The following is a 19,304-nucleotide window of genomic DNA, read 5'->3' on the forward strand; positions in this document are numbered from 1 at the left end:
AGCCACACGCTAAAGTCATCTTTTTCTACCTTCTTATTTTACTAACTCTCCATTATAAGCTTTTATATTAAGCGGAGCAGTTAAAAATTGTGCTGCTTTACTAACGAAAGATGTGAAGTGTTCACTCGTATTATGGCTCGCAACTGCTGCTTCATCTTTCCATACTTCTACCATCGTATAAACACTTTCTTTTTCTGTATCTTTATATAAGTCATAAGATACATTTCCACTTTCTTCTCTTGAACCGTGAATGAGTGGCTGAATTTCTTCTAAAAATGCTTGTTGTTTTGCTGGATCTACTTGAAATATTGCGTGAATAATAATCATGGTGTTTCCCCTTTCATATTCCACTTATTTCTTTAAAATTACTTCCACTCTGCAACTTTTTCAATTGGAAGACGTACTGATTGGTAACCACTGTCAGCAGCTTTTCCGATTGAAATTAACATAACTGGTACGTGACGGTCTTTATCTAGTCCGAAAGCTTCTGCGATTTGATCTTTCTCAAAACCACCAATTGGACAAGTGTCATAGCCGTGAGCACGAGCTGCTAACATAAATTGCATTGCTACAAGACCACCGTCAATTAGTACTGTGTCTTTCATTACTTCTGGTGTAACCATTGAGAAATAAGCTGAAAGTTTTTTCATTTGATCTTCTTTTACTTCAGCTGGCATAAGTCCGCGCTCTACTGCTGTACCATAAATTTCTTCTGCGTTATCAAAGTTGTTTAAGTCACCGAATACAGCGATCATTGCTGAAGATGTTTCTACTTGAGATTGATTGAATTTCGCAAGTGGTGCAAGTGTTGCTTTTGCTTCGTCACTTTCAATCACAAGGAATCTCCATGGTTGCATGTTTACTGAAGATGGTGCAAGTGTTGCTTCTGTAAGAATTTCTGTCATTTCTTCTTTGCTAATTTTCACTGAAGGGTCGTACTTACGAATTGAACGACGTCCTGTTAAAATTTCGTTAAAATCATTTGTTTTTACTGAGTTAGTCATAGTTGTATTCTCCCTTTTTTATAATTCTTTTATATTTTCTTGAATGTGGTTTAACATATTTAAAAGATTGTCGCGTTCTTCTTCACTTAATCCTTTAAATGCAGATGCTGCAAAACGTTCTTTTTCCTCTTGAAACGCTTGAATTTTATTTCGTCCCTCTTCAGTAAGAGAAACTAACGTAATTCTGTTATCATCTGGATTTTTACGTCTTACAATCATCTCATTGGCCTCAAGCTGCTTTAAATGCCTCGTTATCGCAGCATTATCAATATTCACTTCTTGCTGAAGTGCTTTTTGACTAATTTCACCTACTTCATATAACTGAAGTATAAGCTCTAATCGAGACTGGCTCATACCCGTACACCCTTCAAATTTCGAACTTACTTCTTTATTTAGAAAGTGTAATTTATATAAAATAATCGCTTCTTTTGAGCATGAACTTGTCAAATTACCCCTCCTTTACAATCAAAATGAAAACATTTGATGTATCAATAGTTGATATGTCAATTAATATAATCTATATCGATTTAGAATGCAAGCATTTTGTTTTCATTTTATTTTTTCCAAATTAAGGCGCTTTGTAGCGTTACAAATAATGTTAATTGCACTATAATAATACTAATTTAAAGAACTGGAGAGTGATTGATAATGCGGCAATACACAAATAGAAATGAGGAAATGAAAATGGAAAATGAAATGAGGATATTGATATATGACAACAATAAATATAGGGATTGTCGCGCACGTAGACGCTGGCAAGACGAGTTTGACTGAGCGTATTCTTTATGAAACGAATGTGATTAAAGAAATTGGCCGAGTAGATAGTGGTAATACACAAACTGACTCAATGGAATTAGAAAGACAACGCGGAATTACGATTAAAGCATCTGTCGTTTCTTTCTTTATTGATGATGTAAAAATAAATGTCATTGATACACCTGGACACGCTGATTTTATAGCTGAAGTGGAGCGATCATTCCGCGTTCTAGACGGTGCGATTTTAGTTATCTCTGCCGTTGAAGGTGTGCAAGCACAAACAAAAATTTTAATGCGAACATTACAGAAACTAAACATACCGACAATTTTATTCGTTAATAAAATTGATCGTAGTGGAGCAAACACTGAAAAAGTTATGAAACAAATAAAAGAGGTTCTTTCAAATGAAGCATTCCCCTTCTACTCTGTTCTAAACGAAGGAGCGAAAGAAGCCCGGATCATTGAATATAAATCATATGACGATTGTATGGAACTGTTAGCACCATTTAATGAATCATTACTTGAGTCATATGTAAATAACGAAATAATACCGGACGCACTATTAAGAGAAAAACTAGAACAGCAAATACAGCAAGCAAGTGTGTATCCAATCTTTTTCGGTTCAGCAATGACAGGTATAGGAGTAACAGAACTACTTGACAAACTTCCGGCCCTAATGCCAGCTCTTACATCGGCACAAGAGGAACCATTATCCGGTGTTGTTTTTAAAATTGAACGTGAACCTTCTGGAGAAAAGGTTGCTTATATAAGAGTTTTTTCAGGTAGCTTACATGTTAGAAAATATGTTGATATACAGCGCGATGAGTCTCTACCACATAAAGAAAAGATTAAAAAAATGTGTATGTTTCATAGCGGAAATGCTGTTCAATCTACTATCGTTCCTAGCGGAGAATTTTGCAAAGTGTGGGGACTGAATGATATAAAAATTGGTGATATTATTGGTGAACGTACGGATTATATAAAAGATATTCACTTTGCCGAACCACAAATGGAAGCTTCCATTGATGCAGTATCAAAAGAAAGAATTCATGATTTATACGCTGCACTTATGGAGCTATGTGAAGAAGATCCACTTATTATAGTGTGGAAAGATGATGTTCATAATGAACTATACATTCGCCTTTTCGGTGAGGTACAAAGAGAAGTAATTGAAACAACACTTTATGAGAAATATAATTTGCAAGTTACTTTTTCAAATACGCGAGTTGTATGTATCGAGAAACCAATTGGCTTAGGCAATTCTGTTGAAGTAATGGGTGAAAAAGAGAATCCATTTTACGCAACAGTCGGATTCAAAGTTGAACGTGGTGAACTTAACTCTGGCGTAACATATCACTTAGGGGTTGAACTCGGATCACTACCTTTAGCATTCCATAAAGCGATTGAAGATACGGTATTTCAAACGTTAAAACAAGGATTATATGGATGGGAAGTTACAGATATTATCGTCACGTTAACACATACTGGTTATGCTAGTCCTGTTACAACAGCAAGTGACTTTAGAAATTTGACACCGATCGTATTAATGGATGCTTTAAAGCAAGCTGAAACATATGTATATGAACCAGTAAATGAGTTTGAATTAACTGTACCGGAGCACGCAATTAGTACTGCAATGTATAAACTCGCTGCCGTTCCAGCAACTTTTGCAGAGCCTATATTCCATTACAATTCTTATCAGTTAACAGGATCATTACCTGTTGCGAAAACAGAGAGTTTCAAACGAATACTACATTCATTTACAGAAGGAGAAGGCATATTTACAACGAAGCCAGCTGGTTTCACAAAGCTTATGGCTCCCTTCCCTACTCGAAAACGTGTTGATTATAATCCGCTGAACCGAAAAGATTATTTGCTTCATGTGTTGAAGGCTTATTAAAAGTAAAAGAGGTGCAATTCGCACCTCTTTTTGCATGTATTGATAAGTTATTTTTTCCTAACAACTTCTTTAAGCTTTTCTATTATATTTGCTATCGCTTCAATTGAATTCTCTGTTTCATATTCCCCAACATTTACAGAATGATTTGCATTTTTGACAACGTCGATCGTTAAATTCGTTTTATATAACTGATCAATTTGATTTGCATTATAATGGTGATCTTTATCCCCAATAACTAAAAGCCCTTCGTGACTACTATGTAAAATAGATTCAAAAATAGATTCAAAAGTTAGTAAAGGTGTAAGTACTATCATTTTTGACTGTAAAAAATCGTCTCTCCTCATTAAATCATTTGCAATCGGAATTGTTCCGAGTGATTTCCCTAAAAACAAAGTCTCGTTGTATTGCTCATCTTTTAATACTTCTTTCATTATAGGATGAATATCATCCATCATTACTTTCGTTACTTCTTCCATTGGTTTATTCATTAATTGTCCATCAAAGGAATAATGAATATGTATAACATCTATTTTATGTTCAAGCATTAACATCGTTGCATAATAAAATAACGGTTTATCGTAATTGTATCCTGAACCTGAGAACATAAAGCAAATCCTACTAGAACCTTTTTCGATATGTGTGTAACGAATTACTTTATCATCTATATGTATTTCTTTTTTAGTCCCCTTCACCCTTTTCCCCTCCGAATACATTTAATTTTGTAAAACGATATGTTCTGTATGAACTGCTATATCCTTTACTTTCTCTTTTATAAATGCAGGCTGTAAGTTATATGCATCTAACTCTTCTACCGGCACCCACTTAAACAAATACGTTCTACCCTCTTCTTCCAAAATATATTGATCCGCTCCATTCGCAGGTAATTCATGTAGCTCTACTTCATAATAAAAACTAATCTCATGAAACTTTCGCTCAGAAAGTGTAAAGAAATTTTCTACTGTCCATATTAATCTCTTCTCTTTCATAGGAACAGCTAGTTCTTCTGCAAGTTCTCGTTTTAACGCAGCTTCACTATTTTCTAGCATTTTCACTCTTCCGCCTGGTACATACCAATAATCTTCCCCTTTGTTTTGAAGAATAAGTATTTTATTATCCTGTTTACAAATTGCTCCAACGCGGTAATTAAAACATGTTTCCTCAACTTTAAACGTAAGATCCATCCGTAATGCCCCCTCATATAAATATCGAATTATTACAAAACAATTATGTAATTACTGTACAAATAAGGTTACTAAATTTATTCACTTCATTCAATGATTTTCGAATTTTCTAAACTATTATTTTTCATCATTACAAGTGTATATACATATGTTACAATCATATTGCACACTAGAAAACATTATGGGGGTACGGATGGAAACGTTATTAATCCAGCAAACTGAGAAATCAAATAAGTTTTGGAAAATCGTTGTGAAAGAAAAAGACTATGTTGTGTTTTACGGAAAAATTGGCACAGCTGGCAGTGTGAAAGCGAAAGAGTTTGAAACAGAAGAAGAATGTATGAAAGAAGCTAATAAACTAGTTGCTTCCAAACGTAAAAAAGGATATATAGACCCTATTCAAGGGGAAGATTACATAAAAGAAAAGACGATAACCGAAGAAGAATTTTGGGAACTACTTCATCGGGCAAAAACGAAAGGTGAGGACCAAGAAGAACAAATAGAATGGCTTACTTCCCACCTTGCTAAACGTACAGTACATGAAATTGTAGCTTTTGATACGCATATGCATCGCCTTTTGAAAGACTCCTATACCTCCCGTTTATGGGCAGCAGCCTATATTATTATGGGTGGCTGTTCAGATGATACTTTCGATTACTTCCGCGGATGGTTATTATATCAAGGAAAAGAGACATACGAAGCTTGTATTGAAAATCCAGAACGATTAATTCCTGTATTAGAAAACTTGAGTGAGTATGACGTCCCAGAGATTGAAGAACTTACTCTATATTTCGGGCAAGAAGTTTACATGGAGAAGACTGGGGATGAAGATGATACATACTTTACACTATACCACGTCTTAACAAATGAAGAGTTTGAGGAAGTTGATATCGAGTTAGATTGGGATGAAGACGATGAAGAAGGTTTAAAAAAGATGTTTCCTAAGCTATGGGAGATGTACGGAGAAGAACCAATTGAGTGGTAGATTTATATTAGGACTCTGTTTATTCAATAAACAGAGTCCTTTTTTCACAAGATTCTTATTTAAACTCTCTTTCTTTCATACCACTTATCCAATAACACCTTTTCTCTTTCCCCTGAAATACCTGCTTTTAATTCCCATTCTTCCGTACTCTCCATCCACTCATACACATCTGTAACTGTCTCTTCTATTCTTCTAAAAGTAAGCCCTTCATTAACCGCACTTTCGATACAAATAGAAAACCCGCCTCTCCACGGCTTCGTCTCACCATCTAATGGGAAAGTTTCTGGAATCCACAAAGGCATTTCTGTCCAAGGCTGCACATTATGTTCACTCATAAATGATTCGTCTACCCAAACAAATTCAGCATCGCTATTCGTAACCTTTTTACACGTATTTAATAGCTCTTCCATCGTCAATTCATCATTCGGACCTGTTATATTAAATGTTCCTGCTTTATTATGTTCTGCCATATTTAGCCCCCATCTCGCGACATCTTTTATATCAACTAATTGCACGGGACGAATTTTTCTTCCTGGTACTAATACTTTCCCACCCTTTGCTACACGCCCGATCCAGTATGGAAGTCGATCTGTATAATCGAACATTCCTGAAAGAAGTCCTGCTCTTACGTGTAATACACGCCCCGGCCAATACTTCTCTGCTTCTTTTTCACATAATACTTTCAGTGCACCATAATACTCATAAGGTGAAACTTCACCATTCTCTACAGCCTTTATTTGATCACCCGTAAGTTCGGGTTGTAATATATAATCTTCTTTAATATCATGCGGAATCCAATCTTTATATACGGAGAGACTTGAGATGAATATATAATGCTTTATATTATTTTGTAAGACTTCTCCGACATTTCTAATGTGATGCGGAGAAAATCCACACGTGTCGACTACCGCGTCCCATTTTCGATTTTCTAAACTTGATACATCACCATTTCTGTCACCGATAAGCTGCTCCACTTCAGGAAAAATTTCTTTGTTTGTTCCGCGGTTAAATAATGTAACTTCATGCCCTCTGTTCAAAGCCTCTTCTACAACAGCTCTTCCCAAAAATCGTGTACCACCTAGTATTAAAATTTTCATGGTTCTCCCCCATTCATCATTAAAAATCCTTTCTTTTGTTAAACGAATTTCTGTTATAAAAAGTTACGGGAGGATTTGTTATTTTACTTTAATCCTACAAATAAAAAGAATCCATTTTGAAAAATTAATCAATACGGATTCTTAAATTAGATATAATTATTGAATTACTAACTCCGCACAACTTCCCCATCAACTAACTCAATAATTCTATTACACTTATTCGCTACTTCAATATCATGCGTTACAATAATAATCGTTCGGCCTTCTTCATTCAGTTGTAATAGCAAATTCATAATTTCTTCTCCTGTTTTTCTATCTAAATTTCCGGTCGGTTCATCAGCCAATATTAATTCTGGTTCACCTACTAACGCTCTAGCAATTGCGACGCGCTGCTGTTGTCCACCTGATAGCTCGTCCGGTGTTTTATGCATATGTTCTTTTAAACCTACTTTTTCTAAATAGAACTTCGCCTTATTTTTTCTTTCCCGTTGCTTTAGCTTTCTATATGTGAGTGGTAGCGCTACATTATCCAGTACAGTATGTTCTTTTAACAATGCAAAGTATTGAAAAATAAATCCGATCATTTCATTTCTTGTTTTATGAACTTTATTTGCTCTAATTTCAGTTAATGTTTTTTCATTTAACGTATATTCACCCTCATTTGGCAAATCAATTAACCCTATAACATTTAATAGCGTACTTTTCCCTGAGCCTGACCGACCCATTATCGCTATAATTTCGCCCTTATTTATCGTTAAGTTTATACCGTTTAACGCGAACGTGTTATGGTTCTTGTTACTATACACCTTCTTAATGTCTTTCAATACAATTAAACTCATTATTCCATCCCACCTATTAATGTTTTTGGTTCAAGCTTTCTAATAAATAAGAAGACAATTACATTTGAGACAACGATGATCAATAATAAGAATAGAAATACTAAAAATAATATAGGCATATTCAATTTAAAGTCTAATACCGTTGATTCCTTTAAATCCTTCGACATTTGTAATAGAACCCCATATCTCCATGAAAAGTAAACTAGTGACATCCCTAAGCCAACTATTGCTACAATAATGTTCTCTAGAACAATTTGAATAAACATTCCAAATTTACTTTCGCCAAAAGCTATTTTTATACCAAATTCCCGCTTTCTCATCAAGATAGAAATAATAGTCGTTACTACAATTCCGACGATTGAGAATAAAATAAATAAGATTCCGACTATCAATTGAGGTATTTCAGAATAGCTGTTAAAAGTAACATCTTCATTTATTTCATCACCCAAATTTTTTAAATAAAACGTACCGCCGTTTCCTTTAAGTTGAATTGATTCTTCTAGTTTCTTTACATCTGCATCTTTTCGTAAATATAAAACTGTACTTTGATGTAGTCTTAAAAACATTGCTTCATATTTTTCAACTCTATTAGATGACATAGGTATTATCATTACGTAATCCAACTTCGAATATGCGTTCGTCGTATTATTATTTACGATAAATTTATTCTCCGGCAAAAAGCCTGTAATTGTATATTGATTATTAATTGTATCTCCAACTTGAAAATATTTCTTAAAGTATGAACCCATTAAAACCTTTGTTTTCTCTTCACTATTTTTTTGAAAATCTTCATGCAAGAAACCTTCTTCAGATTTTAAAGGTAACTGTAACATTTTATAGTAATTTTCATCTACAAAAATTGTTGTAATAGTAGGTCTGTCATCGCGAAACGTTTTATGTTTCAAATCAGTAATCATACTATTTTGAAATGGTCTATTACTTGACTCTATTTCAATAACTCTCGTCTCGTATGTACCATACGAAATCACATCTTTATTTTGTTGAAACGTTTTATAAACTTCTTGAATTTGCTCTTTATTAAATTTATTGCTTTGTAACTTATCTGTCGTCATTTCAAAAGTAACTAAATATGTTTTATCCGCATTTAATACCGAGCTGGATTTATCATTCAGATGGTGTAAATTATAAAATACATTAATTGAACTCGTTATAGTTGCTAATCCAAATGTAATCTGTATTAGAAGAAGTACCGAAAATAGAAATCTCTTTTTTAATGCTAGGAACGCACTTTTTATTCTCATCATGTTTACTCCTTTAATGCTTTAGCAGGTTCACTTTTAATCACATATACAAATGGTATTACAGAGAGGATAAAAGCTATAGTAAGTGAAAGAAATACACACATTACAATATGAGTAGATTGTAAACTAATGCTATAACTTGTAAACTCTAAAATATTTCCACTCAAAGTTTTAAAAATCCATTGAATGCATATTGCACAGACTGATGCAGCGATTGCACATAAAAACAATTGACTAAATATAAAAATAAAAAGATTTACATTACTTGCTCCCAAAGCTTTCCTTAACGACAAACTCTTTTTCTTCGTATAAATCCAATAATAACTGACTATTATACTGGTAATTAAAGCTATACATAAAAGCCTATTTGGAAAACTGAGTAACTCTTCTACGGCTTCACTAGAGTTTTTTTCCTTCTCATAGTTCTCTTTTTCACTAATCACTTTGGCATTTATATCTGTATTGTTCTGCTTTAAATGCTGTATGAAAGTTTCTATCTCTTCTTTAGGGTTTTCGTTAGAACGAACGATCATTTGGAATGTCTTTTCATTTTGTATCACTTGTTTCACTTCATCTGGCATGTCATTTAGAGAGACATAAATTTTCATATTATACTCATATTCGGTACTTACTCCAGATACGCCTTTAACTGTATATTCCTTATTAAATAGTTTTATTGTTTCCGTATTTTTATAAATTTTCTTCCCGACTATTACACTATTTTCCTCATGTTGTTCTATCTGAGAACCTTTTAGCAATGGTGGAGACCAATTTTTATTAAGGAGACCATTCATTGTTACTCGGCCGATACCTGGAATAGTAGTACGAATATCATTTGTAATAACGCTAGCGTTTTTAAAATCAGATTCTACTAACGTCTGAAATTGTTTGAAATTGAATTCCCCCATATTAGTAAGTTGAACGGAATAGTAATAATTAAAATAACCATTTTTACTATCATAAAATCTTTCATCATAATAATCTTTCGTCGACATTGCGATAAGTATCGGCCATATTGTCAATACAAACGTAATAAATAACATAATGAATATCGCTTTGTTCACCACTATTTCTTTTATTACTAGATTCATATATCCTCCTCATTTTAAAAACCGTGAAAAAAGTATATATCCTTTTTCACGGTTTTGTTGATTTTTATTTAATTACCATTTCCTTAGAAGTGTACGCACTATCCCCTACCATTATCCATTCATGACCCGAATAACCTCTGGTCACCGGTCCTTTGGATGCAACGCTAACGTTTATACGATCTGAAATTTTAGCATCATACAATGCTAACTCTTTAGAAGTCCCATCATCAAAGCTAGCTCTTACAGTCATCTTGTAAAAATGAGGTTCGTTCTTTTTCGCAGTATAGGCAGTTGCCTTAGCTTTTGCTCCGCTTCCTGTCCACGTTGCATTATTATCCCAACTAATCGAAGCAAATGAAACGGAAGAAACCATACCTAATAAAGAAGCAGTTAATCCTGTAACAGCTAAAGTTTTTTGAAGTAAGCTTTTCATATATCCTTAATCTCCCTTTTTAAAATATTCACTTAAATATTTAAGTATTTTTAGGCCTTGTCCTCATTATACATAAAAAAATAATCACATATCGATAAAACTTAATATTTACATTTATTAACACAATTCTTACATTCCCCTGAACTTTCCGTCATAAAACAAAAAGATGGTATGAAACTCCAATTCACACCATCTTTTTGCTATCATTATTGATTTGACTGTATACAAGGAAGAATATATTTCACAATCAATTCCCATCTATCCCGTGCATTCGGCATAATTTCAGAAGCAATTACTATAACCAAATCCTTCTCCGGAATACAACAAATCATATTCCCACCATCACCCATTGCACAATACGAATAGACACCCTCTTCTTCTCGTAACCACCATAAATAACCATATTGATTTTGGTTCATTTCTGTCGATTCTTTTATCCATGATTTTGATAGTATTTGTTTTCCATTATGAATACCTTCATTCAAATAAATCTGTGCAAACTTCGCCATATCTCTAACCGTTAACGTTAGTCCCCAGCCGCCCGTCGAAATACCATTTGGGTCGTGAACCCATCCTTTCACATCTTTTCCGAATAAGTCATCAAATCCAAATGCTTTCATATTATAGTTTGGAATTTCTCTTATGCCCAGTAGCTGAAATAAGTATTCATTCGCAAATTCACGCGCATTTTTTCCTGTTGCGTTCGTTATGATCGCTGATAGTATATGAGCTCCTGCAGATGAATATTTAAAAGATCCAATTTCTCCGCCGCTTCCTATCCTATTTAACGTATATTGTATCCAATCTTGTTGTGTACATAGTTCTTCTAACGGTTCCTGCCAGTCTACGAATGGATGTGGAGCTGTCATCGTTAGAAGATGGCTTACTGTTACTTCAGATGAATTAACGTTATATTCCGGGAAAAATTCTATTACTCTTTGATCAACGCTTTTTATATAGCCCTTATCTATACATATCCCAATTAGCGCAGAGATTATCGTTTTTGTGACTGACGCTATGTGAAATGCATCATCTGGACCGTAACCGTTATAATATTTTTCAAAAATAACATTACCTTTCTGCACTACTAACATACCATTCATATTTTCATATTCTTCTTTTATAATCTGATCTAACTTTTCAGCAGTTTTCATTATTCCTTCCCCTTTAACCAATAATTAAAAAGGTTCGATAGGTACATATATATCAACTAAATGTTTATGCTTTGGATGCTGCTTTGGATGCTGCTTTGGATCATTTCTATATACTTCAAAAGGATACGAGTCTCTCGGTTTATATCCGCTATTTGGCAGCCATTCACCGTATAAGAAATCCCATGCTCCTTTATATTCATCTTGGAATATTTCAAAATGTCCTACTGCATATTTTCCAGAAGGTATTACCATTATTCCAACGTCGTTCGTTTCTACTGTGGATTCATCTGAAATTGTTACACATAGACTTGTTCTTAAATGATAGTCCTCAGTAAATTCATGATGATCGTGGTAAATGGTTAATACTTTCGTATCCTCAAATACATGATAGTTTTCCTCTGCTGCGTAATGAAATAATTTCTCTATCATGTTTGGAAAAGCTAGCGTTAACTCTTCATATGTACCGATATGTCTTATGTATGCGACGTTTATATCGTCCGCTGTTACAATTTCAACATTTCCTCGAACCTTCTTACATTCATTGTATTGAGGAATTCCCCTTACGTCTTTGCAATTCTTGCTATTGTGATTTCGATATTGAGACGGACTTACTCCGTAATAATTTTTAAATGTACGGGAGAAAACTGCTGAATCTGTGAAACCAAAATGGTAAGCGATATCCGTAATCGTCATATCCAATCGATATGTAAGAAGGTTTGTTGCCCTTTCTAACTTCAATCGATTTACATATCGTGATAACGGCTCGTCTACTATTCCTTTAAAAATTCGATGAAAATGAAACTTTGAAAATCCTGCTATATCCGCTAGCTCTTCAATGGATAGTAAACTGTCTATGTTTGATTCTATATAATCTTGAACTGTATGTATGCGTCTTACATACTCATTTCTACTTTGTTTATTCTCCATACTTTTATCTCCTCATCACAAAAAGACTAACAACACGTTAGCCTCTCTTTACACATTTTTCAAAAATAACACTCTACTCCCGCCGTTCCCATCATAATTTGTATGTACCGATACACCCTCTATCTCATCATCCCCAGCCTCAATTTGAAAGCCAATCTCCCTATGAAACTGTATTGATTTTTTATTTACTGGTGACGTGATTGCTTTTACAACTTTACGGTTATTTGCACGAGCGATATCAAAGAAATAAGAATACAATGTCGATGCAATTCCTCTTCTTCTATACTTCGGATTCACACCGATAAAATGAACGTATGCTTCATCTTTATATGTTTGTGAAAAAAAACCGCATAAGAAACCTAACGTTTCTCCCTCTTCTTCAATAATAAAACTCGTTTCTTGAAAGTGAATGAAGAACAATTTTGGCAACATGGCAGCCATGTCTCTCCCGCCCCACCAATCATTTAAAACAGAATGAATCTTTACATAATCTTCCCCTTGGATGTTTCTTACTCGCATATGTTTCTCCCTCTCACTCACTTCATTTTTTCATAAATTTTAATGACTGTTTCTACTAATAGGATGAATACCCATATCCCGCAAAATACGAGAACTGACTGAAATATAGAACCTAGCATAACAATACTTATTAAACCTAATTCTGATCCTGAAATGGACATTTCATCAAACCCCAGGTTATGTATAAATGGACCAGTTGAAAAAGCCATTAAAATAGATCCTATTAAATAAATCACACTCATTATTTTTAATATTTTTATAGAAAGATACGAAGTTTGTTTTTCTTCCACTTGTGATAATTCGATTTCTCCACTCGCAATTCCTTTTTGCAAACAGTCCTCACATAGAAATTCTTCCTTAATTTTTTTACCACCGTGCAATGTACCTGTAATTTCTTTACAGCGTGAACACTTTCGATTTATCATTTTGTTATCACTCCAATCTCGTAAGATTATACTTATACAATTCTATTTTTACCTTATTATTCCTTTTGTGTATTTTATAGAGAGGTGACGTGTTTTATGATATCTAAACTTATTTTTGGTTATAAAAAGCCTACTGAGCAATATGTATTACGGCCTAGTTGTTATGCAATTATTTTTAACTCAACTTCTTCAAACATTGCTATTATCCAAAAAGAAGACCGTTATTTTTTACCTGGTGGCGGTATGGAAGGTACCGAAACAAAAGATGAATGCTTACATCGTGAACTACTAGAGGAATTAGGATGGGTAATTGAAATTAATCAATATATCGGTAATGCAATGCGATATTTTTATTCGGAAAAAGAAGATACTTATTATTTAAACGATGGGTTCTTTTATATTGCGAACATGGTGCAGACACAAACTGAAAACTGTGAGGAAGATCATGTTTTGCGGTGGATGTCTCCTTTACTTGCTGTAGAGCTTCTCATTCATGATCATCAAAAATGGGCTGTTGAACAAGCGCTTTTATTACAAAAACCAAAAGGATCTCCTTCTATATGAAAGAGATCCTTTTTATTGTTAACTTACTTTTTTCAAATTGAGAGCTGGCTTTTGAATTCCACCCTTTTTTACAACATATAAACCGATAAAGATTATAAGTCCGCCAACGAGTTGCATCATGTTGATTTGCTCTCCGATAGTTACTGCCGCGAAGATAACTGCGAACAATGGTACAAGATACATATAAACCATTACTTTCGTTGAGCCTATTTTACTAATACCGACATACCACATTGCAAGTCCGAAGATTGTCGCGAAGACGATTGAATATGCTAGAGACCCCCAGCTTGGCATGTCTACTGGCCACGTTAATGTATTTACGTTGAATAAACAATATACAACGAGAGGTACAATTCCAATTAAAGTTGACCAAGATGTGACTCTCATTGCGGAATATTTTGTTATAAGAGGTTGCGCTAATATTGGGTACCATCCCCACGCAATCGCTGCGACTAATCCAATTATGTTTCCGAGCCACGCATATTCGTAAGTAGCTCCTCCTGTATGCCCTGTTAATAAAACGAATGCTGCACCAACAAAGGCCACTATTGAACCAATTTGTACTTTCATCGAAAAACGTTCTTGTTTGTGCAATACTGCTAATATCCCTGTAAAAATAGGTGACATTGCAATTAATAATGAGGCGTTTGTTGCTGAAGTATATTTCACAGATAGCATAAACATCGTTTGATACATTGTTGTACCAACGATACCGACTGCTACTAATCGTAACCAATCTTTTCTTTCAATACGTAATGAGCGTTCCATCATAAAAGTGATAAGTAATAATACCGGTGATGCTACTAAAAATCGTAAACTATTAAATTGAATGGATGACATAAATGCCACTCCATACTTTCCTATTGTATAATTTGCTCCCCATACTAATGCAACTGATACTAGGAGCCATTCCATTTGCCATCGTTTCATCCGAATCTCCCCTTCCCTATTTAGCATAGTAAAATTGGCTGGATATAACACCGTCCAATTGGCTGTTTTTTTACCCAGCCAATTTGCTATACTTGATGTATATAAGAGATACGGAGGCGTTTTTTATGGAATGGAAACTAGATAGTGACAGTAAAATCCCTATTTATCAGCAAGTTGTTGACTTTATTGAAAAACGTATTACATATGGAGAACTTCCTCCAGGAAGCTTCCTCCCTTCAGAACGGAAATTAGCTACGCAGTTAAATGTAAACAGAAGTACAGTAACGACTGCTTATAATGAACTACGTGCTATGGGAATTGTAGAGAGTACGACTGGTAAAGGAACACGAGTGAGTACACATATGTGGGGTGTTTCTCCAACATTAACGCCGAACTGGAGAAATTTCGTAGAAGGTGGTACTTTTTTACCAAACTTACCACTACTTCGCCATATTCGGGCAGAAGTACAACAAAATGAAAATATTATTGATTTTGCAAACGGAGAGCTCGGTTGTAATCTTTATCCCCACGATCAACTACAAGCGATTTTACGTGAACAACCGTTAACGCATTCATTAAGTTACGATCATCCGCAAGGCTATCTCCCGCTAAGACAAGCGGTCGTAAAATATATGAAGGAATATTTAAAAGTTGAGGCGACTGAACAATCCATTATGATTACATCTGGCGCACAGCAAGCACTTCACCTTATCGTGCAATGTTTATTAAATCCAGGTGATGCTGTTGCTTTCGAAAGTCCTTCACACTGTTATTCCCTGCCTCTATTCCAATCAGCAGGTATTCGTATTTTCCCATTACCTGTTGATGAACATGGGATTAACCCAGATGATGTACAGGAGTTATATAGAAAACACCGTATTAAAATGATTTTTTTAAATCCAAATTTCCAAAACCCTACGGGGACGATGCTTCATCCAAACCGTAGAAAAAAACTATTATCACTTTGTGCAGACTTACGAATTGCGATTGTGGAAGATGATCCGTCTAGTTTACTTACGCTAGAAAAGAAACAACCTTGCCCTACTTTGAAATCAATTGATGAAAATGGAACTGTCATTTATGTACATTCTTTATCAAAAATGATTGCACCAGGCTTACGAGTTGGTTGGCTCGTTGCCCCGCAGTCTGTAGTAGAAAGGTTATCCGACGCAAGGCACCAAATGGAATTAGGTATGAGCATTTTCCCACAGTGGCTTATGCAACAATTTTTTGAAACTGTACCATTTCAGTCGCATATCGTACCGTTACGAAAACAACTAGCAGAAAAAAGAGACGTTATCGTTCGTGCCCTAAACAAGCAACTTCATGATAAAATCTCTTTTTCAAACCCTACTGGTGGTATATACATTTGGGGGAAATTAAAAGAACCTATAAACGAAAAACAACTCATTATGCAAAGTTTAAAACAAGAAATTGCTTTTATGCCAGGGAGTATTTTCGGCGCGAAAGATGGTTATATTCGTTTATCTTATGGAAAAGTGAATATTGATCAAATTGAGGAAGGGATTTCTCGTTTACGTGAGGCTATTTTGGTTTGTGGGAAATAAAATAACTTTTTAATACATTTAAAACTTCTTTATTCATTAACTCCAGATAATAAGTAAACAAAAAATAATGAAAAGAAGCTTCATTCCAAAATTAAATTATAAGAAAGCTCCTGATGATTGATACAGGGGCTTTCTTTTCGAAATTTTTCGTTTTTCTTTATCTTTCTTCCCTACTTCTAAGAATGATTCTTATAAATTGTAACTCATTATGATTAATTCACCTTTCCGCCCCATCCTTCTAACCCCATTATCACAAAAACCACATTTTTCATATAAAGATTGTGCAGCTACATTTTTAACGTTTACTGCTAAAATAATTTCATTTATACCTAAGAAGTTATTTCGGACAAAGTCAGGTAATATCTTTAAAGCTTGTTTTGCATATCCTTTCCCTTGATGGTGAAAATCTGTTGAAAATGCTCTTATTAAAATAGATTTTTCATTATTTGTATATGGTTTAACCCCGTCATTTTTATGTAAAACAAAAAACGTTACAAGCTCATTATCTTTCATAGCTAAAATTGAATGCCGATCTGAATCCTCACTCGATAGTTTTACAAGCTTTTTAGGTAAACCTGTATAACAAAGCTGCTCTTCTGACAATGTATATTGATTTATTATATTTCTGAAGTTTTCATTATAAAAATATAACTGCATATAAATATCGCTCTCCTCAATAAATGGTCATTTCTATTTCGTTGTCTACAAGTTAAATAATAAAACTCATTCCCTATTTTCTGTAAAATATTCCTCTTTAATATCCTTAACTACATATCTATTATAAATACAGAAAAGCAACTCTCCATTCTCACAATCTAGCTGTATACTTAATAAATACTATGGGATTTGAAGTTTTTATCTCCACATTCTCACCCTCAAATATATACATTTGTTTATTTTCGATATCAATAAACACCATAAGTCCATTCTCATTATATGCTTCTGAATATTCACCATCTATTTTTATTCTTTCAAAAGAAGAAAAAGGGGAATGTACTACTTGATATTCGGAAAGCTTCATTATTCGCTTTTCTTCCGGTACGTGCACAATTTTTGGATCATCATCAGGTAAATATTCTAGCCCAATTTTATTCGGCGCAACGAAAATTAATAGATGCAAGGGTTCTGTTTCATTATTTTTATAGCCATGTATATGGTTCTTCCACCCAAACACAATCTCTCCTTTTGATGCACGAATCATTATTTTATTTGAAATATAATAATCCAAATGACCTGACAACACAACCGCACAATCTTCTCCAAATGGATGGCTATGAGGTGGTATGCCTTCATGCGATTGAAAAATCACTTCATACACCCAATACTTATTATCATTCGTTTTATAAATAAGATCATTTTTTGATATATTAATAGTTGTTTGTGATAAATCAAAACTCCTCATTCGGCCCTCCTGATTAATTTCAGACTTACTTATCTTTTGAAACCATTGCATAGAGCAGTAACATGAAATGATCCTCTAATTTAAAATACATTTTATTTATATATATTCTATTGCTATTTTATCCAAATAAACACTATTAAAAATCAATCCGCAGAATGAAATTCAAATAAAACTTCCTAATACTTTCGTATTAAGAAATTTTCACATCACTACATATAACCACTTATTAAAATCTATAGTACATTCGTTATTTAGTTCGAAATATCCGTTTATTTTATAAAAATACATACGTATTAAATTGAGGAAGATATTACTCATTTGACAAAACCTAAATCTACCATTATTATCAACACGAACCTAGTTATAGGAGTGATAAAAATGAAAATTTACGTTGATGCAGATGCTTGTCCTGTAAAAGATGTAATTATTTTTGAAGCTACGAATGCGGAAATTCCTGTTACACTCGTTACTAGTTTTTCTCATTATTCTAATGCAGAGCAGCCGAAAGGTGTGGAAACAATATATGTTGATTCCGGAGCAGATGCTGCTGATTACCGAATTATGCAGTTAGCAAAAAAAGAAGATTTAATCGTAACACAAGATTACGGTCTTGCTTCGCTCGCTTTAGCAAAAGGCTGTATCGTACTACACCATAAAGGCTATAAGTATACGAATGATAACATTGAACAATTGTTACAAACACGATATTTAAGTGCAATGGTTCGAAAAAGTGGTAAACGTACAAAGGGACCGAAACCATTTACAGCAGAAGATAAAGAGAAATTTAGAGCGCTCTTTAAAAGTATGATCGCACTTTAAAAATGAATCGTCTATTTGCTAGGAAAACTTCGCAAAACAAAGAAGAGAATATCGTAATGAACATTCTCTTCTTGAGGTTTACCCGTTTAAAATGAAGGTAAATTATCTAAGTTATTTTCTTTTATTCCATCCGGTTCACTACGTATAATATCTCTGCCATACTTATGAAATACGTCCACATGAGCTAACTTCCCTGATTTCGCTTCATTAAGAGCCGTCATATAATCTAACTCTCTCCCGCTACTTGTTTTAAAAGCAATCAAATCACCTTCATCATTTTTACGAACAGCAACAATTTGTTCTGCTCCTGAAGTAACTTCCTGAGCTATTTCAAATTGAGCTTGCTCTTCCCCTTGATGTAAATAATCATTATATACTTTTTCAAAGTCTTTTTTGTCCATTAAACTCACCTCCAACACATTTTATTAGTATGGTTGGGAGATGTTGA

At 34.0% G+C, this 19,304-nt stretch carries 23 protein-coding genes; 5 read left to right on the forward strand and 18 right to left on the reverse strand.

Going from position 1 to position 19,304, the window contains the following annotated elements:
- Positions 1-33: 33 nt before the first annotated feature.
- Genes QCI81_RS02135 through QCI81_RS02145 form a run of 3 tightly spaced genes read right to left on the reverse strand, consistent with a single transcriptional unit; the run spans position 34 to position 1,451 of the window.
- Positions 34-327 carry a putative quinol monooxygenase gene (locus QCI81_RS02135; protein WP_000583805.1) on the reverse strand — a complete coding sequence of 98 codons (294 nt, stop codon included), beginning with the start codon at positions 325-327 and terminating at the stop codon, positions 34-36.
- Between the two features lie 38 nt (positions 328-365).
- Complete coding sequence (locus QCI81_RS02140; protein ID WP_000185375.1) at positions 366-1,004, reverse strand: nitroreductase family protein; 639 nt, start codon at positions 1,002-1,004, stop codon at positions 366-368.
- An 18-nt stretch (positions 1,005-1,022) separates the two neighbouring features.
- Complete coding sequence (locus QCI81_RS02145; RefSeq protein ID WP_000204172.1) at positions 1,023-1,451, reverse strand: MarR family winged helix-turn-helix transcriptional regulator; 429 nt, start codon at positions 1,449-1,451, stop codon at positions 1,023-1,025.
- A 265-nt stretch (positions 1,452-1,716) separates the two neighbouring features.
- On the opposite strand from QCI81_RS02145, the gene QCI81_RS02150 reads away from it, so the two are divergent.
- On the forward strand, positions 1,717-3,660 hold the full coding sequence (locus tag QCI81_RS02150) for a GTP-binding protein (RefSeq protein WP_353810603.1): 1,944 nt from the start codon (positions 1,717-1,719) through the stop codon (positions 3,658-3,660).
- 47 nt (positions 3,661-3,707) lie between these two features.
- On the opposite strand, the gene QCI81_RS02155 is transcribed toward QCI81_RS02150, so the two are convergent.
- Complete coding sequence (locus tag QCI81_RS02155) at positions 3,708-4,373, reverse strand: alpha/beta hydrolase (RefSeq protein ID WP_146632317.1); 666 nt, start codon at positions 4,371-4,373, stop codon at positions 3,708-3,710.
- Positions 4,374-4,841 carry an NUDIX hydrolase gene (locus QCI81_RS02160; RefSeq protein ID WP_053564126.1) on the reverse strand — a complete coding sequence of 156 codons (468 nt, stop codon included), beginning with the start codon at positions 4,839-4,841 and terminating at the stop codon, positions 4,374-4,376.
- A 193-nt stretch (positions 4,842-5,034) separates the two neighbouring features.
- Between QCI81_RS02160 and QCI81_RS02165 the strand changes: the two genes are divergently transcribed.
- Positions 5,035-5,826: a DUF4240 domain-containing protein gene (locus QCI81_RS02165; RefSeq protein WP_071732013.1), complete on the forward strand. Its 792-nt coding sequence runs from the start codon at positions 5,035-5,037 to the stop codon at positions 5,824-5,826.
- Positions 5,827-5,885: 59 nt separating this feature from the next.
- Here the strand turns inward: QCI81_RS02165 and QCI81_RS02170 are convergent, their stop codons facing one another.
- The 9 genes from QCI81_RS02170 to QCI81_RS02210 form a co-directional block, all read right to left on the reverse strand.
- The gene (locus QCI81_RS02170) at positions 5,886-6,923 is read right to left on the reverse strand and encodes an SDR family oxidoreductase (RefSeq protein WP_071732012.1); all 1,038 of its coding nucleotides are present in this window, start codon (positions 6,921-6,923) and stop codon (positions 5,886-5,888) included.
- Positions 6,924-7,090: 167 nt separating this feature from the next.
- Entirely contained in the window at positions 7,091-7,762 is a 672-nt protein-coding gene (locus QCI81_RS02175) for an ABC transporter ATP-binding protein (RefSeq protein WP_043936994.1), read from the reverse strand.
- Positions 7,762-9,027 carry an ABC transporter permease gene (locus QCI81_RS02180; RefSeq protein WP_053564122.1) on the reverse strand — a complete coding sequence of 422 codons (1,266 nt, stop codon included), beginning with the start codon at positions 9,025-9,027 and terminating at the stop codon, positions 7,762-7,764. Before QCI81_RS02180 ends, QCI81_RS02175 begins: the two co-directional genes overlap by 1 nt.
- A gap of 2 nt (positions 9,028-9,029) precedes the next feature.
- Positions 9,030-10,115: an FtsX-like permease family protein gene (locus tag QCI81_RS02185; protein ID WP_071732010.1), complete on the reverse strand. Its 1,086-nt coding sequence runs from the start codon at positions 10,113-10,115 to the stop codon at positions 9,030-9,032.
- Positions 10,116-10,179: 64 nt separating this feature from the next.
- Entirely contained in the window at positions 10,180-10,548 is a 369-nt protein-coding gene (locus QCI81_RS02190) for a hypothetical protein (protein WP_023522327.1), read from the reverse strand.
- Positions 10,549-10,754: 206 nt separating this feature from the next.
- Positions 10,755-11,702, reverse strand: coding sequence for a serine hydrolase domain-containing protein (locus QCI81_RS02195; protein WP_071732009.1), 948 nt, complete (start codon positions 11,700-11,702; stop codon positions 10,755-10,757).
- A 24-nt stretch (positions 11,703-11,726) separates the two neighbouring features.
- Positions 11,727-12,629, reverse strand: a complete 903-nt coding sequence (locus QCI81_RS02200) for an AraC family transcriptional regulator (RefSeq protein WP_071732008.1) — start codon at positions 12,627-12,629, stop codon at positions 11,727-11,729.
- A 48-nt stretch (positions 12,630-12,677) separates the two neighbouring features.
- Complete coding sequence (locus QCI81_RS02205; RefSeq protein ID WP_069355841.1) at positions 12,678-13,148, reverse strand: GNAT family N-acetyltransferase; 471 nt, start codon at positions 13,146-13,148, stop codon at positions 12,678-12,680.
- A gap of 17 nt (positions 13,149-13,165) precedes the next feature.
- Positions 13,166-13,573 carry a DUF3980 domain-containing protein gene (locus QCI81_RS02210; protein ID WP_000610492.1) on the reverse strand — a complete coding sequence of 136 codons (408 nt, stop codon included), beginning with the start codon at positions 13,571-13,573 and terminating at the stop codon, positions 13,166-13,168.
- Between the two features lie 96 nt (positions 13,574-13,669).
- On the opposite strand from QCI81_RS02210, the gene QCI81_RS02215 reads away from it, so the two are divergent.
- Positions 13,670-14,137 carry an NUDIX hydrolase gene (locus QCI81_RS02215; RefSeq protein WP_071732007.1) on the forward strand — a complete coding sequence of 156 codons (468 nt, stop codon included), beginning with the start codon at positions 13,670-13,672 and terminating at the stop codon, positions 14,135-14,137.
- Between the two features lie 18 nt (positions 14,138-14,155).
- On the opposite strand, the gene QCI81_RS02220 is transcribed toward QCI81_RS02215, so the two are convergent.
- Positions 14,156-15,067 (reverse strand): DMT family transporter, encoded by a 912-nt coding sequence (locus QCI81_RS02220; protein ID WP_053564117.1) that lies wholly within the window; start codon positions 15,065-15,067, stop codon positions 14,156-14,158.
- Positions 15,068-15,192: 125 nt separating this feature from the next.
- On the opposite strand from QCI81_RS02220, the gene pdxR reads away from it, so the two are divergent.
- A complete protein-coding gene (gene pdxR / locus QCI81_RS02225) occupies positions 15,193-16,635 on the forward strand; it encodes a MocR-like pyridoxine biosynthesis transcription factor PdxR (RefSeq protein ID WP_071732006.1) in 1,443 nt (480 codons plus the stop codon).
- 189 nt (positions 16,636-16,824) lie between these two features.
- On the opposite strand, the gene QCI81_RS02230 is transcribed toward pdxR, so the two are convergent.
- Positions 16,825-17,292, reverse strand: a complete 468-nt coding sequence (locus QCI81_RS02230; RefSeq protein ID WP_001177778.1) for a GNAT family N-acetyltransferase — start codon at positions 17,290-17,292, stop codon at positions 16,825-16,827.
- Positions 17,293-17,443: 151 nt separating this feature from the next.
- Positions 17,444-18,037: a cupin domain-containing protein gene (locus QCI81_RS02235; protein ID WP_001255984.1), complete on the reverse strand. Its 594-nt coding sequence runs from the start codon at positions 18,035-18,037 to the stop codon at positions 17,444-17,446.
- 378 nt (positions 18,038-18,415) lie between these two features.
- Here QCI81_RS02235 and QCI81_RS02240 point away from each other — a divergent pair, with 378 nt between their 5' ends.
- Entirely contained in the window at positions 18,416-18,856 is a 441-nt protein-coding gene (locus QCI81_RS02240) for a YaiI/YqxD family protein (protein ID WP_000708761.1), read from the forward strand.
- A gap of 86 nt (positions 18,857-18,942) precedes the next feature.
- Here QCI81_RS02240 and QCI81_RS02245 read toward each other — a convergent pair whose 3' ends face one another.
- On the reverse strand, positions 18,943-19,257 hold the full coding sequence (locus QCI81_RS02245; RefSeq protein ID WP_000358161.1) for a DUF3892 domain-containing protein: 315 nt from the start codon (positions 19,255-19,257) through the stop codon (positions 18,943-18,945).
- Positions 19,258-19,304 lie beyond the last annotated feature (47 nt).

Source organism: Bacillus cereus group sp. MG20 (assembly GCF_040459885.1).
In the GTDB taxonomy this organism is placed as follows: domain Bacteria; phylum Bacillota; class Bacilli; order Bacillales; family Bacillaceae_G; genus Bacillus_A; species Bacillus_A cereus.